Origin of the sequence: Micromonospora sp. NPDC047793 (assembly GCF_040642635.1) — a bacterium.
GTDB lineage: Bacteria > Actinomycetota > Actinomycetes > Mycobacteriales > Micromonosporaceae > Micromonospora.
The window spans coordinates 1-15,689 of the sequence record NZ_JBEYSG010000017.1; the positions used below are offsets into that span (position 1 = coordinate 1).

10 protein-coding genes and 1 pseudogene are annotated in these 15,689 nt (G+C 72.8%); 8 read left to right on the forward strand and 3 right to left on the reverse strand.

What is annotated here, in order from left to right; genetic code table 11:
• Positions 1-285: 285 nt before the first annotated feature.
• The gene (locus tag ABZ738_RS25990; RefSeq protein WP_176094855.1) at positions 286-1,131 is read right to left on the reverse strand and encodes a GNAT family N-acetyltransferase; all 846 of its coding nucleotides are present in this window, start codon (positions 1,129-1,131) and stop codon (positions 286-288) included.
• A 185-nt stretch (positions 1,132-1,316) separates the two neighbouring features.
• Here ABZ738_RS25990 and gltB point away from each other — a divergent pair, with 185 nt between their 5' ends.
• The 7 genes from gltB to ABZ738_RS26025 all read left to right on the forward strand — a co-directional run bounded on the left by gltB (position 1,317) and on the right by ABZ738_RS26025 (position 13,324).
• Positions 1,317-6,008, forward strand: coding sequence for a glutamate synthase large subunit (gene gltB, locus ABZ738_RS25995; protein ID WP_357217478.1), 4,692 nt, complete (start codon positions 1,317-1,319; stop codon positions 6,006-6,008).
• Complete coding sequence (locus tag ABZ738_RS26000; protein ID WP_357217269.1) at positions 6,001-7,509, forward strand: glutamate synthase subunit beta; 1,509 nt, start codon at positions 6,001-6,003, stop codon at positions 7,507-7,509. Before gltB ends, ABZ738_RS26000 begins: the two co-directional genes overlap by 8 nt.
• A gap of 262 nt (positions 7,510-7,771) precedes the next feature.
• The gene (locus tag ABZ738_RS26005; RefSeq protein ID WP_131057760.1) at positions 7,772-8,572 is read left to right on the forward strand and encodes an SGNH/GDSL hydrolase family protein; all 801 of its coding nucleotides are present in this window, start codon (positions 7,772-7,774) and stop codon (positions 8,570-8,572) included.
• 188 nt (positions 8,573-8,760) lie between these two features.
• Entirely contained in the window at positions 8,761-11,499 is a 2,739-nt protein-coding gene (locus tag ABZ738_RS26010) for an FtsK/SpoIIIE domain-containing protein (RefSeq protein WP_357217274.1), read from the forward strand.
• A gap of 3 nt (positions 11,500-11,502) precedes the next feature.
• The gene (locus ABZ738_RS26015) at positions 11,503-12,432 is read left to right on the forward strand and encodes a hypothetical protein (RefSeq protein WP_357217277.1); all 930 of its coding nucleotides are present in this window, start codon (positions 11,503-11,505) and stop codon (positions 12,430-12,432) included.
• Positions 12,433-12,614: 182 nt separating this feature from the next.
• The gene (locus ABZ738_RS26020; RefSeq protein ID WP_131057839.1) at positions 12,615-12,878 is read left to right on the forward strand and encodes a DUF6244 family protein; all 264 of its coding nucleotides are present in this window, start codon (positions 12,615-12,617) and stop codon (positions 12,876-12,878) included.
• 23 nt (positions 12,879-12,901) lie between these two features.
• Positions 12,902-13,324 carry a hypothetical protein gene (locus tag ABZ738_RS26025; protein WP_131057838.1) on the forward strand — a complete coding sequence of 141 codons (423 nt, stop codon included), beginning with the start codon at positions 12,902-12,904 and terminating at the stop codon, positions 13,322-13,324.
• A gap of 30 nt (positions 13,325-13,354) precedes the next feature.
• Here the strand turns inward: ABZ738_RS26025 and ABZ738_RS26030 are convergent, their stop codons facing one another.
• A complete protein-coding gene (locus ABZ738_RS26030) occupies positions 13,355-14,455 on the reverse strand; it encodes a J domain-containing protein (protein WP_357217282.1) in 1,101 nt (366 codons plus the stop codon).
• 248 nt (positions 14,456-14,703) lie between these two features.
• A pseudogene (locus tag ABZ738_RS26035) lies at positions 14,704-14,811 on the reverse strand (MerR family DNA-binding transcriptional regulator); the annotation flags it as partial.
• A gap of 64 nt (positions 14,812-14,875) precedes the next feature.
• On the opposite strand from ABZ738_RS26035, the gene ABZ738_RS26040 reads away from it, so the two are divergent.
• On the forward strand, positions 14,876-15,679 hold the full coding sequence (locus ABZ738_RS26040; RefSeq protein WP_131053949.1) for an aminotransferase class IV family protein: 804 nt from the start codon (positions 14,876-14,878) through the stop codon (positions 15,677-15,679).
• Positions 15,680-15,689 lie beyond the last annotated feature (10 nt).

Here is a 15,689-nt window from a genome sequence, read left to right on the forward strand (position 1 = left end):
ACCATGATGGTCGGCATCAGCTTCGCCGGGGGGCCGGGCCGCCCCCGGACGGTAATACCCTTGGTGGAGCCCGCCGCGACCAGGGAAGCGCCGCCGGGCTCCCCCACCCCCACCCCCACCCCCGCCCCCAACCCCGCCCCCACCCTGTCCCGCCCGCCCCGCCCGCCCGTCCGTCCGCCGCGTTGATCAAGGAGTTTTGGCGCCAGTTGATCGCCGGAAGCGACCAAACCTCTTGATCAACCCGGCGATGGGTGCGGCGCGCGGGGCAGGAGGGCGGGTGGGGCTTTAGGGGGTGACTGTGGCGGGTTCGGCTATGCAGGCGGTGCCGATGCGGCGGAAGCCGACTCGCAGGTAGACCCGGGCGATCTCCTCGCTGCCGGCGGAGAGGAAGACCACGTCGGTGCCGTTGGCGAGCAGGGTGCGGGCCAGTGCGGCGGTGACCGCGGCGGCCAGGCCCCGGCGGCGGGCGGTGGGCAGGGTGGCCACTCCGGCGATCTCGGCCACGTCACCGACCCGCATGGCCATCCCGCTGGCCAGCGCGCCCTCGTCGGGGGTCACGGCGAGGGCGGAGAGGCGGCTGCCGTCGGCGATGCGGGCCCGTTCCTCGTCCAACGCGGCGACGTCGAGGCCGATCATGGCGGCGTCGCGTTCGGCCGGGCCGCCCCTGCCCCGACCGGTGCCGGGTGCCGCGAAGCCGACGGCCGCGACGGCCCGGCGGGCGGCCACGTCGGCGGCGAGGTCCGGCGCGGAGGCGGTCAGCAACCGTACCGGTATGTCGGTGTACGTCGCCGGGTCGCCGACGGCCTCCGGGTCGAGGACCATCAGTGGGGCCTCCAGCACGGCGAGTCCGGCCGAGCGGGCCACCGCGAGCAGGTCCGGGTTGATCTCGTGTACCCATTCCAGGGCCTCGGGCAGACCGAGTTCCCGCTGCCGGTGGCGGACCGCCGTCAGGTCGGCCAGTGAGGGCGGTTGGTCGGCGTCGGGGCGCGGACGGGCATAGAACGGCCATCCGGGGCCTTCGCGGACGAACAGCACACACCCGCCGTGTTCTTCCGCGCGGGCCGCGTCGCGGGGGACCGCGTCGTAGAAACGTTCCAGCCGATCCAGCAGGCCGGCGTACGGTGTATCCACCGCGCGAGACTACACGTCCCAGAGTCTGGACGGTGTGATCAATCTGCACTGGCCTTGCGTACCGCGCCCTAACGTAGACTCAATAGTCCGATAAAGGGCCGACGTCGTCCCGTCCATGATCCACGCCTGAGTGACGACAGGAGGCCCGGGTGGCCTTTGCGTACCCACACCACCCCCAGCCGGCGCTGCGCGACGGCCAGGTAGCGTCCCCTGCCGGCCTGTACGACGCCTCCCACGAGCACGACGCGTGCGGTGTGGCCTTCGTGGCCGACCTGCACGGACGGCGCTCGCACACGGTGGTTGCCAGCGGTCTCGGCGCCCTGTGTCGGTTGGACCACCGGGGTGCCCGGGGTGCCGAACCGAACACCGGTGACGGCGCGGGCATCATGATCCAGGTGCCGGACGCGTTCCTGCGCGCGGTGGTCGACTTCCCGCTTCCCCCGGCCGGCGAGTACGCCACCGGCCTGGTCTTCTTCCCCGACGACGACGCCGCCGAGGCCCGCGCCCGGCAGGTGGTCGAGAAGTACGCGCTGGTGGAGGGCGCCGAGCTGCTCGGCTGGCGCGACGTCCCGGTGGACGCCTCGGACCTCGGCGAGACGGCCCTGGCGGCGATGCCCCGGGTGCGGCAGCTCTTCCTCGCCGCGGACCGGCTGACCGACACCCCCGCCGGACCGGCCGGCTCTCCGCTGCGCGGCATCGAGCTGGAGCGGGTCGCGTTCTGCGTCCGCAAGCAGGCCGAGCGGGAGTCGGCTGAGCGCGGCGTGCCGGCGTACTTCCCGTCGTTGTCCGGGCGGACCATGGTCTACAAGGGGATGCTCACCCCGGACCAGTTGCCCGCGTTCTATCCGGACCTCACCGACGAGCGGGTGGACAGCGCCATCGCGCTGGTGCACTCGCGCTTCTCCACGAACACGTTCCCGTCGTGGCCGCTGGCGCACCCGTACCGGTTCATCGCGCACAACGGCGAGATCAACACGATCCGTGGCAACCGGAACTGGATGCAGGCCCGCGAAGCGCTGCTGCGGACGCCGGAGCTCTCCGGCAACATCCGCCGGGTCTTCCCGATCTGCACCCCGGCCGCCTCCGACTCGGCCAACTTCGACGAGGTCCTGGAGCTGCTGCACCTGGCCGGGCGCAGCCTGCCGCACGCGGTGCTGATGATGATCCCGGAGGCGTGGGAGAACGACCCGGACATGGCCGCCGACAAGCGTGCCTTCTACCGGTTCCACGCCAGCCTGATGGAGCCGTGGGACGGCCCGGCCTCGGTCGCCTTCACCGACGGCGAGATCGTCGGTGCGGTGCTCGACCGCAACGGGCTGCGTCCTGGCCGGTGGTGGCAGACCGCCGACGGGCTCGTGGTGCTGGGCAGCGAGGCGGGCGTGCTCGACCTCGATCCGGCCACCGTGGTCGCCAAGGGTCGGCTCCAGCCCGGCAAGATGTTCCTGGTCGACACCACCGCCGGTCGGATCGTGCACGACGACGAGATCAAGACCGAGCTGGCCGCGGCCCAGCCGTACACGGACTGGCTGCACGCCGGGCTGATCGAGATGGACGACCTGCCGCTCCGCGAGCACGAGGTCTACACCCACGACTCGGTACGCCGTCGCCAGCAGACCTTCGGCTACACCGAGGAGGAGCTGAAGATCCTGCTCGCCCCGATGGCCCGCACCGGCGCGGAGCCGATCGGCTCGATGGGCACGGACACCCCGATCGCCCCGCTGTCCACCCGGCCACGGCTGCTCTACGACTACTTCCACCAGCTCTTCGCCCAGGTCACCAATCCGCCGCTGGACGCCATCCGCGAGGAGTTGGTGACCAGCCTGGCGACGACCATCGGCCCGGAGGGCAACCTGCTCGACCCGGGACCGGCGAGCTGTCGGCAGATCGTGCTGCCCTACCCGGTGATCGACAACGACGAGCTGGCCAAGGTCCTCTCCATCGACGAGGACGGCGACCTGCCCGGCTTCAAGGCGGTCCGGGTCTCCGGGCTCTACCGGATCCGGGACGGCGGGGCCGGCATCAAGGCCCGGCTGACCGAGATCTGCCGGCACGTGTCCGAGGCGATCGAGGACGGCGTCCGCATCCTGGTGCTCTCCGATCGGGACTCCAACGCCGACCTCGCGCCGATCCCGTCGCTGCTGCTCACCGCCGCGGTGCACCAGCACCTGGTCCGGGAGCAGACGCGGACCCAGGTGGCGTTGATCGTGGAGTCCGGGGACTGCCGCGAGGTGCACCACGCGGCGGTGCTGATCGGCTACGGCGCGGCGGCGGTCAACCCGTACCTCGCCTTCGAGTCGGTGGAGGACATGATCTCCACCGGGTCGCTGGCCGGGGTCGAGCCGCGGACCGCGATCCGCAACTACGTCAAGGCGCTCGGCAAGGGCGTCCTGAAGATCATGTCCAAGATGGGCATCTCGACCGTGTCGTCGTACTGCGGAGCGCAGGTCTTCGAGGCGGTCGGCCTGGAGACCCGGCTGGTGCAGCGGTACTTCCGGGGCACGCCGAGCACGATCAGCGGCGTCGGGCTGGACGGCATCCACACCGAGGTGGCCGCCCGGCACGCGCTGGCCTGGCCGCCGCCGGGTGCCGAGGCCCCCACCGGCCTGCCGGTCGGTGGCGAGTACCAGTGGCGTCGCGAGGGCGAGCTGCACCTGTTCAACCCCGAGACGGTCTTCCTGCTCCAGCACGCCACCCGGACCCGGCAGTACGACGTGTTCCGCGCGTACACCGCGAAGGTCGACGAGTTGGCCGCGAAGGCCGGGTCGCTGCGCGGCCTGTTCCGGCTGCGGACCGGCGACCGGTCGCCGGTGCCGATCGAGGAGGTCGAGCCGGCCAGCGAGATCGTCAAGCGGTTCGCCACCGGTGCCATGTCGTACGGGTCGATCTCGGCGGAGTCGCACGAGACCCTGGCGATCGCGATGAACCGCCTCGGCGGCAAGTCCAACACCGGTGAGGGCGGTGAGGACGTCGAGCGCCTCTACGATCCGGCCCGCCGCTCGTCGGTCAAGCAGATCGCCAGTGGCCGCTTCGGCGTGACCAGCGAGTACCTGGTCAACGCCGACGACCTCCAGATCAAGATGGCCCAGGGCGCCAAGCCCGGCGAGGGCGGTCAGCTCCCCGGCAACAAGGTGTGGCCGTGGATCGCCCGGACCCGGCACGCCACCCCCGGTGTCGGCCTGATCTCGCCGCCACCGCACCACGACATCTACTCGATCGAGGACCTCGCCCAGCTCGTGCACGACCTCAAGTGCGTCAACCCGGCCGCCCGGGTGCACGTCAAGCTGGTCAGCGAGGTGGGTGTCGGCACGGTGGCAGCCGGGGTGGCCAAGCTCAAGGCCGACGTCATCCTGATCTCCGGTCACGACGGTGGCACCGGCGCCTCCCCGCTGAACTCGCTCAAGCACGCCGGCACCCCCTGGGAGCTGGGCCTGGCCGAGGCGCAGCAGACGCTGCTGCTCAACAAGCTGCGCGACCGGGTCACCGTGCAGGTCGACGGCCAGCTCAAGACCGGCCGGGACGTGGTGGTCGCGGCGCTGCTCGGCGCCGAGGAGTTCGGCTTCGCCACCGCCCCGCTGATCGTCGCCGGCTGCGTGATGATGCGCGTGTGTCACCTGGACACCTGTCCGGTCGGCATCGCCACCCAGAACCCGGTGCTGCGCGAGCGCTTCAACGGCAAGCCGGAGTTCGTGGAGAACTTCTTCCTCTTCCTCGCCGAGGAGATCCGCGGCTACCTGGCCGAGCTGGGTCTGCGCAGCATCGACGAGGCGATCGGTCGGACCGAGCTGCTCGACGTCGCACCCGCGGTCGCGCACTGGAAGGCCGGCGGGATCGACCTCGGACGCGTACTGCACCTGCCGGAGCTGCCGGAGGGTGCCGCCCGCCGGGGCGTCCGGGTCCAGGACCACGGCCTGGAACTGGCACTGGACAACGAGCTGATCGCCCTGGCCGCCCCGGTGCTGGACGCGCCCGCCGACGGGACGCCGGTCGCCCCGGTCCGGGCGGAGGTGGCGATCCGCAACGAGCACCGCAGCGTCGGCGCGATGCTCGGCGGCGAGGTGACCCGCCGGTACGGTGGCGCCGGGCTGCCCACCGACACCGTCGAGTTCACCCTGCGCGGCACGGCCGGGCAGTCGTTCGGCGCCTTCCTGCCGCGCGGGGTCACCATGCGGCTGCACGGCGACGCCAACGACTACGTCGGCAAGGGCCTCTCCGGCGGGCGGCTGGTGGTCCGGCCGGACGCGTCGGCGCCCTTCGTCGGCGTCGGCGCCGAGTCCGGACAGCGCGCCGAGGACCAGATCATCGCCGGCAACACCCTCCTGTACGGCGCCACCGATGGCGAGGTGTTCCTGCGCGGCCGGGTGGGGGAGCGGTTCGCGGTGCGCAACTCCGGTGCGGCGGCCGTCGTCGAGGGTGTCGGCGACCACGGCTGCGAGTACATGACCGGCGGCACGGTGGTCGTGCTCGGCCCGACCGGCCGCAACTTCGCGGCCGGCATGTCCGGCGGCACCGCGTTCGTCTGGAACCTCGACCGGCGGCGGGTCAACACCGAGCTGGTCGACCTCGCCGCCCCCGGCGAGCAGGAGCGGGTCCGGCTGCACGAGCTGGTGCAGCGGCACTTCGCGGAGACCGACTCGGCGGTCGCCGAGGCGCTGCTCAAGCGCTGGCCGGAGGCGGTGGAGGAGTTCACCGCCGTGGTACCCCGGGACTACCGCCGGGTGATGGAGATCATGCGGGCCGCCGAAGCCGCCGGCCAGAACGTCGACGACGCGGTGATGAGTGCGCTCGCACCGGCCGCGCAGCCGCCCCAGGCGGCACCCGCGTCGACGCCGGTTCCGTCCGCGCCGCGGGCGGTCGCCCAGGAGGTGGCTCGTGCCTGACCCGAACGGTTTCCTGCGCTACCCCCGGCGGGTGCCGGCGCGCCGCCCGGTGCCGGTGCGGATCAGCGACTGGCGGGAGGTCTATCCACCCGCCGGTGAGGAGCTGATCCGGGAGCAGGCCACCCGGTGCATGGACTGCGGCATCCCGTTCTGCCACAGCGACACCGCCGGATGTCCGCTGGGCAACCGCATCCCGGACTGGAACGACCTGGTCCGCACCGGCAACTGGGACGCCGCGGTGGAGTCGCTGCACGCCACCAACAACTTCCCCGAGTTCACCGGCCGGCTCTGCCCGGCACCCTGCGAGGCGGCCTGCGTACTCGGCATCGGCGGGGGTGCCCCGGTGACCATCAAGCAGGTCGAGGTGGAGATCGCCGACGCCGCGGCGGCCCGGGGCCTGACCCCGTGCCCGAGTCCGACCCCGTCCGGGCGGTCGGTGGCGGTGGTCGGTTCCGGCCCGGCCGGGCTCGCCGCCGCGCAGCAACTGGCCCGCGCCGGGCACGCCGTCACCGTGTACGAGCGCGACGACACCCCGGGCGGTCTGCTGCGCTACGGCATCCCCGACTTCAAGCTGGAGAAGCGGCACATCGACGCCCGGCTGGCGCAGTTGGCCGCCGAGGGCGTGGTGTTCCGGAGCGGCGTGGACGTGGGCGTCGACGTGACCGCCGCGCAGCTCCGGGCCCAGCACGACGCGGTGCTGCTGGCCTGCGGGGCGTTGCAGGGCCGGGAGACCGACACCGTGGGCCGGCAGTTGCGCGGGGTGCACCAGGCGATGGCGCACCTGGTCGCCGCCAACCGGGTGGTCGCCGCCGCCGGTGCGGGCCGTCCCGCGCTGGCCACCCTGCCGGACGGTACGCCGATCGACGCGGCCGGCAAGCATGTCGTCATCATCGGCGGCGGCGACACCGCGGCCGACTGCCTCGGGGTGGCGCACCGGCAGGGCGCGGCCGGCGTACACCAGCTCGACCTGTACCCGCGCCCTCCACAGGCCCGCGACGAGGAGCGCGACCCGTGGCCGACCTGGCCGTGGATCCTGCGCGAGTACGCGGCGCACGAGGAGGGCGGGGAGCGCGTCTTCGCGGTCGCCGTGCAGGAGTTCGTCGACGACGGCACCGGCGCGGTCCGTGCCGTGCGGATCGCCGAGGTGACCGTCGAGAAGCGGGACGGCCGGCGCATCGTCACCACTGTCCCCGGGACCGAACAGGAGTTGCCCGCCGACCTGGTGCTGCTGGCCATCGGCTTCGAGGGCACCGAGGAGCAGCCGCTGCTGACCCAGTTCGGGGTGACCCGCAACGCCCGGGGCGCGATCGAGTCCCGGGGCGACTGGCAGACCGAGGCCGACGGTGTCTTCGTCGCCGGTGACATGCACCGGGGGGCGTCACTGATCGTCTGGGCCATCGCCGAGGGGCGGGCCGCCGCCGCCGCGATCCACGGCTACCTCGGTGGCGTCGGCACCCTCCCGGCACCCGTGCACGCCGCCTCCCAACCGCTCGCTGTGTAAGGAGGGGTCCCCTGCTAACGCCTCGTGCATAGCAGGGGACCCCTGCTAACACCCCGGCGCACCACGCGCGCCGCACACCCGCACACCCGCACACCGCACACCCGCGCATACGCCCGGCCGTGACTCGGCCGGGCGTGCTGCGTCTGCGGGGCGACGGCTATTCACTTCATCTGCATGTTTCGATAGCATTACCGGCTAGTAACAACCCCTGGCCACGCGCGCGGTCCACGGGCTCCACCACCACCCTCTGTGGAGGTCCGTCATGTCCCACCGTCCGCTGGCCCGTGCCCTCGCCACGTTGGTCGCCCTCGCCACCGCCACCCTCGGCGCACTGGCCGTACCCACCGCCGCCCAGGCCGCCGCGCCCGTGCACTACGTCGCGCTCGGCGACTCGTACTCCTCCGGGGTCGGCGCCGGCCCGTACGACCTGTCCACCTGCCTGCGCAGCCAGAAGTCGTACGCACCACTGTGGGCCGCCGCCAACGCGGTGGCCAGCTTCCGCTTCCCGGCCTGCGGCGGCGCGGTCACCGCCGACGTGCTCGCCAACCAACTCGGCGCGCTCAGCGCCACCACCACGATGGTCACCATCACCATCGGCGGCAACGACGCCGGATTCGCCGACGTGATGACCAGTTGCCGCTTCGGCAGCACGTCCACCTGCACCACTGCGGTCAACGAGGCCAAGGCGTTCGCCACCGGCACCCTGCCGGCCCGGCTGGACCGCACCTACGCGGCCATCCGCGAGCGCGCCCCGAACGCGCGGCTGATCGTGCTCGGCTATCCGCGCCTGTTCGAGACCAGGTCCTGCGGGCTGCTGGCGATGAGCACCCACAAGCGCACCCTCCTCAACGAGGCGGCCGACGTCCTCGCCGAGGTGACCGCCGACCGGGCCGCCGCGGCCGGTGCCACCTTCGCCGACACCCGGCCCACCTTCGCCGGCCACGGTGTCTGCGGTGCCCAGCCGTGGATCCGGGACGTCACCGGTGTCATCGAGGCGTACCACCCCAACGCCGACGGCTACCGGTACGGCTACCTGCCCGCGCTCAACGCGGTCACCGGCTGACGGCTCGCGATGTTAGGAGGGGTCCCCTGCTATGCACGAGGCGTTAGCAGGGGACCCCTCCTTTCACGCACGTGCCGGGAGCGCCGACGCCTGGACGGGCCGACACGGCCGTGCGGGGACCGTGCCCGGATCGCCGCTGTCCGTTAGGGTTTCAGCGGACCAGGCGGCTGTCGGCGGAGGGGCACACGTTGGGCAGGCTCGCGTCGGCGTACGGGCAGGCGATGGCCGCCCACCGGGCCGCCCGGGCCCACCTCGACTCCGCCCGTGACGCGTTGCGCGGCGCGGTGCCGGTCACCCCGGCGACCGACGCCGACCTGGTGGCCCGGCTGGCCCGGGTCGGCACCGCGTTGGCCACCCCCACGCCCGGCACCCCACTGGTGCGCCAGCCCGTGCCGGTACGCGTCGGCGAAGCGGTCGTCGCCGGTGGCGGCTTCCCGGTGCTGCTGCCGCTCGGTGCCGGGCACCACCTGGCGGTCGACACCGACGCCCGTGACCCGGCCGTGGCCGCCCTGCTGCGGGCGCTCGTGCTGCGGGTGCTGGCCACCGCCGCGCCGGGCGGCGTCCGGGTCGCCGGGCTGGACACGGCCGCTCTCGGTGCCACCTTCGGTCCACTGCGGCCCCTGGCCGACGCCGGCGTGATCGACGCGCCGGCCACCACCGACGCGGACGTCACCGCCCTGCTCGACGCCGCCGAACAGCACGCCCGGAACGCCCGCCGCGCCGACCGGCCCGACCAGGAACTCCTGCTGGTGGTCGCCGCGTCCGTCCCGTCGCCGCGCGAGGCGGCCCGACTCGCCGCGCTCACCCACGCCGGCCCCGCCGCCGCGGTCTGCGTGCTGCTGGCCGGCTGGCCGGCGATCGGCCCCGGGGAGTCCGCGCCGCCGCTGGGCTCCACCACCGTGGTGCGGCTCTCCGGCGACCAGACTTCCGCCGGTGGCACACCGGGCGTGCGGTCGTACGCGGGCGTCGGCGGGCTGGCCCGAGTCGGCGACCCGCCGGGCACGCCGTTCAGCGCCGACGGCAGCGGGCTCAGCGTCCCGGTGCGTCTCGACGGTGACGCCCCGCCCGCCTCGGTCGCCGCCCTCGCCACCCACCTGGGCGACGCCGCCCGGCGCGGTGCGGCGGTCACCTTCGCCGACCTGCTGCCCGGGCAGCGCTGGGCCACCTCGGCCCGCGCCGGTCTGCGTACCGTGGTGGGCCGCGCCGGACGCGACCCGTTCAGCATGGCCTTCGACGACGCCACCCCGCACTGGCTGGTCGGCGGACGCACCGGCGCCGGCAAGACGGTCTTCCTGCTCGACGTGCTCTACGGGCTGGCCGCCCGCTACTCACCGGCCGAGTTGCAGCTCTACCTCCTCGACTTCAAGGAGGGAGTGAGCTTCACCGAGTTCGTCCCCACCGGACACGACCCGTCGTGGTTGCCGCACGCCCGTGCCGTCGGCATCGAGAGCGACCGCGAGTACGGCGTGGCCGTGCTCCGCGAGCTGCGCCGCGAACTGCACCGACGGGCCACCGCACTCAAGCGCCACGGCGTCACCAAGCTCGCCGACCTGCCCCCCGACACACCGGTACCCCGGATCGTCGCCGTGATCGACGAGTTCCAGGTGTTGCTCGCCGGCAACGACCAGCTCGCCCGCGAATCGGTGGACCTGCTGGAGGAACTCGCCCGCAAGGGCCGCTCGTACGGCGTACACCTGGTGCTCGCCAGCCAGAGCACGACGGGGATCGAGGCCCTCTACGGCCGGGCCGAGGCGGTCTTCGGCCAGTTCGCGCTGCGGGTGGCGCTGGCCGGCGGCGGGGGAGTGCTCGACCAGCTCAACGACGCGGCGGCGACCCTGCCGGTCGGCTCGGCCGTGGTCAACACCGCTGCCGGCGCGCCCGGCGCCAACACCGTGATCCGCTTCCCCGACGCGCACGCCGCCGGTGGTGACCTGACCGGGCTGCGGCACGACCTGTGGCAGGCCCGCCAGCCGGGCGCGCGTCCGCCGTCGGTGTTCCGGGGGTACGACACCGCCCGCGTCGAGGCCGACGCCACCTTCACCGGTCTACGCCCCGGCGGTCGACGTCCCCTGGCCCTGGTCGGCCGGACGGTCGACGTGGACGGCACCACCGCCATGTTCATCATGGACACCGCTCCCGGCCGACACCTGGCCGTGGTGGGTACCTCGCCCACCGGCGCCGAGGTGCTGCGCGCCGCGACCCTGAGCCTCGCCCGGCAGCACACCCCCGGCGAGGCGACCTTCCTGCTCGCCCCGCTGGTCGCCGCCGCCGACTCGGCCGCCGACGACACCGCCGCCGCGCTGACCGCCGCCGGGCACCCGGTGCAGCGGCTCGACACCGCCGCCCTGCACGCCCGGATCGCCACCCTCGCCACGTCCCCGTCCGGTCCTGGCACGTCCGGGGCCGGTACGCCCGGTCCTGGCATGCCCGGAGCGGGTACGGCCGGTTTCGAGACGTTCGGGACCGGCGGCGTGCCTGACAGCCGCGTGCCTGGTAGCGGCGCGTCCGACGCCGCAGCGTCAGGTGACGGAGCGGGCGCTGCGGGGCGTACCTATCTGGTGGTCTTCGGGGTGGACGCCGCCGCCGGACGGCTCGCCGAGACCGACCCGGCGACCTTCCGCTCCGGCCACGACGACCTGCGGACCCTGTTGCGTCAGGGCCCCGGCCACGGCGTGCACCTGCTCGGCTGGTGGCGCGGCCTGCGTCGGCTCGCCGACGACCTCGGTGGCACCCAGAACCGCGACGACGTCGCCTGCCTGGTCGCGTTGAACGTGCCCGGCGCGGACCTCGGTCTGCACCTCGGCGTGCACGATCTGGTGTACACGCCACGGGCCGACCGGGCGCTGCTGGTGGACCGGCACGACCAGCGGGTCCGGTTGATCGTGCCGTTCGCCCGGGACGGGCACATCCCCGACGGGCAGGAGTGAGGCGTGTCCAGCTTCGACGAGTACGCCGCGCTGCTGCGGCACCTCTCCACCCAACAGCGTGCCGGTGAACAGGACACCGCCACCAAGACCGAGCGGCACCGTCACCTCGGTGCCACCGTGGAGTACCTGCACCAACGCCTGCTCGCCCAGGGCCAGCGCCTCGACCACCTCGGTCGCGGCATCGGCCTGGACCCGGCCACCGCCGGCACGCCGCCCGGATCCGGTCCGCCGGTCTCCGGTCCGCCGGTCTCGGGAATGCCCGTTTCCGCGCCGGTTTCAGGTGTGCCGGGTGCCGCGCCGGTCTCGGGGGTGCCCGGGCCGCCGACTGCTGCCGGTCACCCGCCGGTTTCCGGGGCGCCGTCGGGGTCGCCGTCGACGGTGGGGGTCGGCGGCGCCGCCGCCGCGCCGGGGCGGTCGGAGGTCGGGGCGTACCCGCAAACGGGGCAGACGGACCGGGCGTTGCCGGTGGCGGTGAGCGCGACGGAGGCGGGGGTGCCGGCCCAACGGGCCGGTGCGGTCGACCCGGCGACGGAGCTGGAGTTGGCGCGGCGCTGGGCGGACGAGGCGGACAGGTACGCGCAGCAGGCCGAGATGCTCGCCCAGCGCCCGGCGCTGCTGCCCGGATGGTCGCCGATGGCCCGGGCGGTCGCCGTCTATCTCGGCTTCTCCGGTGTCGCCGTGGTGCTGATCCTGATCCTGGGTCTCGCCTCCGACGTCGGTGTGGTCGGCCTCGGCACGGTGGTCGCCTGGATGTGTGCCGGCCTGCCCGCGGTCGCCCTGATCGGTGCCTGGCTGGTGCTCGGCAAGTGGGGGCGGCCCGCCAGTGGTGCCGCTGCGCCGCCCCGGTATCCGCTGCTGGGCTTCCTGCTGTGCTTCGTCGCGGTGCCGCTCGCCTACTGCGGCTACCTGGTGCTGGTCCGCCTGCTGCGCTGACCCGTGTGTGTAAGGAAGGGCCCCCTGCTAACGCCTACGGTATAGAAAGGGTCCCTTCCTAACTTCGGTCGCGCCGACCGGGCTCCCGACTCGTTCTGATCGGGTGTGCGGTGCGGGTGGTCGCGGTGTGCGGACGGATCTCGTACGCTCCTGAGTGGTCGCGGTCGAGCCGGGGAGGGCATGTGAGCGCAGCGGAGATGATCGCCCGATTGGCGGCGGCCGCGCACAAGCTGGACGAGGCGAAGGCGAAGACGGCCGCCGCCGCCCAGGATGCCGCCGAGGCGCGGCAACTCGTCGCGGGGGCGTTGCAGGGGGTGGCCGCCGGGCCGCTGATCGGGATGATCGACTCGTACCGGCAGGCGCTCGCGCAGGCCGCCGAGGGCGGTGGCCCGGCCCGGCAGCACGTCCAGGAGACGATCACGAAGGTACGCGCACTGGGCAACTGACCGGACGATCGAGAGGGTGGCGAGTGGACCGCGACGGCGGGGTGTTGGACGGATTCCACGTCGGGTATGTGCCGCCCGGTGTCGGCGACGAGGTGTCGGACTTCGCCAGTGAGTGGGAGGACGTCCGCCTCACCAGCCGGTTCTGGGAGCGCCGGACGGCCGACGGGCACCAGGTGGACCTGCGCGTCCACGTGCTGCGGGGGGATCGGCTCACCGACCTCGACGCGCTACGCGACTTCCTCGCCGCGTACCACGAGCGTGATCCGGCGCAGTGGCGGCTGAGCGACTTCCCGCACGGCGACGGCCCTGGGCTGACCGGCGAGGCGCAGGCGTTCTGGCTGGTCGCACCCGGTGTCGCCGTCAGCGTACTGACGACTCCGGAGTTCGCCGAGGCGCTCCCGGCGACCGCGCTGGCCGTCCGCGGCGCCGCCGACGACGAGGTGTGACCGCCGGGGCGGCGCGCCCTGCGGGTGGCCTCACCGCAGCCAGCGTACGTGGGCTCCGACGAGGCGGATCACCTGTCGCCAGGCAGTGTTGACGGGGCCGGACGGGAACGAGCCGAGCTGGCGACGTGCCTTCCACCCGGTGAGCGGCCGGTCCGCCACGCGCATCAGATCGTCGAGCCTGTCCAGCGGCGATCCCACCCGCAACAGTGTGCGTACGTCGTCCCACTCGAACGCCTCCGCCACCTCCATCACGAGGTCGCGATGGGTGATGAACAGACGCGGCACCCATTGCGCGATCGGGAACCTCAGGTTGTAGACGATCAGGTCGAAGTCGTACGACTGCTCCTCGTCATCGTCGCGCATACCCGTTCTGAGCACCCAGTTCATGAAATCGTCCCAACCGGGTGCGGTGGCCAATTCGTGGGCTCCGGGCTCGGTCAGATACCGGTGCAACGATTCCTGTGACCGGAACAGCAGCAGGTGACCGTCGGCACCGGGGAAGACGGCCTGCTCTTTCTGTTCGTCGGCGTACGCCCGGAGTGTGTATCCTTCCTCGCCATTCGGCAGGGACACGGTGATCGGGCGGATGACGAGTGATTCCGGTAGCTCCACCGGGTCGTACGACGGGTGGGTCCACCGGGCCGAGGGATGCTGGCGTTCGCGGGCCTCCCGCTCGCGTTCCTGCCGTTCCTTTTCCCGCGTCTCGCGTTCGCGGGCCTCTCGTTCCTCGGCCTCGCGTTGCCGCGCCTCCCGTTCCGCGGTGGCACGCCGGCGGGCCTCTCGTTCCTGCGCCTGGCGTTCGTAGGCGTCGCGCTCCCGTTTGCGCCGCTCCTGTTCCTGCTCGAAGGTCTCGCGCTCACCGGTCCGACCCTGTTCACCACCGGTGTGTCCACCACCGCCGGTCCGGGGTTCGCGGGTGTCCCGGCCGTGGCTGTCGAGGAGCAGTTTGTACGCCGCGTTGATCCGCTGCATCTGCCGGGTCGCCTCGGCCCGCACATTCTCCGGACTCGACTGGTGCCGGTCCGGATGCCAGACCTGCACGAGAATGCGATATCGCTCCCGAATCTGCGTCGGCGTCGAATCCTTGGTGACGCCGAGGAGGAGGTACGGATCCTGGCCGTCAGGAAGCATGTATTCGCCGGTTCTCACGAGTGCGGGGCATTGGCTGCGGCGATGGTAACAGTGTCCGTCGATCCGCGCGGCCGCAGCTCACTCGACGAGCGTGGCACCGTAGCTGTTCGACACGCCGCGCCGACTCCTGCTGCACTGCCACAATCGCAGGCCGACGTCGACCCCCCCGCAGCAAGTCAACGGGTCAGGGCGACAGGGGTGTCGGCGCATCGTCCTGCGAGGAGCGGACAGGCACGGTGGGTCGTTCGGCGGTGGCCGGCACCGATCCGGTACGAGGTGAGCAGTCCCTGCTCCTCGTAGTAGCGCAGGAGCCGGGGGCTGACGCCGGTGAGGCGCGACAGTTCGCCGATCTTCATCCCGATGTGATCTGCCCCATCCGCACTGGAAACTGACACTGATGTCAGATCGTACGCTGCCGATATGACGTACTTCGTTGTGCAGCGCGACGGCCGGACGGCGACCGCTGAGGACCTGGCACCGCTGGCCTTCGCGGGCCACGCGCACTTCACCGCCATGCAGGTACGCGGGGGCCGGGTGCGGGGCCTCGACCTGCACCTGGAGCGGCTGCGGTCCGCCTCGACCCGGATGTTCGGTCGGGTGGTGCCCGACGAGCGGGTCCGTGCCCACCTGCGGGCGGCGCTGGAGCAGAGCCCGGACGACGTCTCGTTGCTGGCCACCGTGTACTCGTCGGCGGGCGAGTTCACCCTGCCCGGTCCGGACGACGAACTGTCGGTGCTGGTGCGGACGGGGCCGGCGGCATCCGGGCCGCAGGGGCCGCTGACGCTGGCGACGGTCGGGTACGACCGGGTGCTTCCGGAGGTGAAACACGTCGGCGAGGTGGCCAAGACGCATCTTCTCCGTCAGGCCGTGGGGCGAGGTGCCGACGACGCCGCGTTCGTCGACCGGCGGGGACGGTTGAGTGAGGCGACGATCTGGAACCTGGCCTTCTGGGACGGTACGTCGGTGGTGTGGCCCGACGCGGAGATGCTGGGCGGGACCACGATGGGCATCGTCCGCCGCCAGGTGGACCGACTCGGCGTCCCGCAGCGCGTCCAGGAGGTCACCGTCGCCGACCTGCCGAGCATGGCGGGGTGCGTGGTGATGAACTCGTGGACGCCGGGCGTGGCGGTACACCGGATCGACGCGGTGCCGCTGCCCGACGCACCCTCCTTCCTGTCCCTGCTGCACCGGGCCTACCGGGCCGAACCGCTCACTTCGCCGTGAGGCAGGGGAT

Excerpts from the sequence above, each read along its gene's own strand:
- ABZ738_RS26005 (WP_131057760.1), top strand. The coding sequence starts at position 7,772 with ATGTCCCACCGTCCGCTGGCCCGTGCCCTCGCCACGTTGGTCGCCCTC.
- ABZ738_RS26030 (WP_357217282.1), bottom strand. The coding sequence starts at position 14,455 with ATGCTTCCTGACGGCCAGGATCCGTACCTCCTCCTCGGCGTCACCAAG.
- ABZ738_RS26040 (WP_131053949.1), top strand. The coding sequence starts at position 14,876 with ATGACGTACTTCGTTGTGCAGCGCGACGGCCGGACGGCGACCGCTGAG.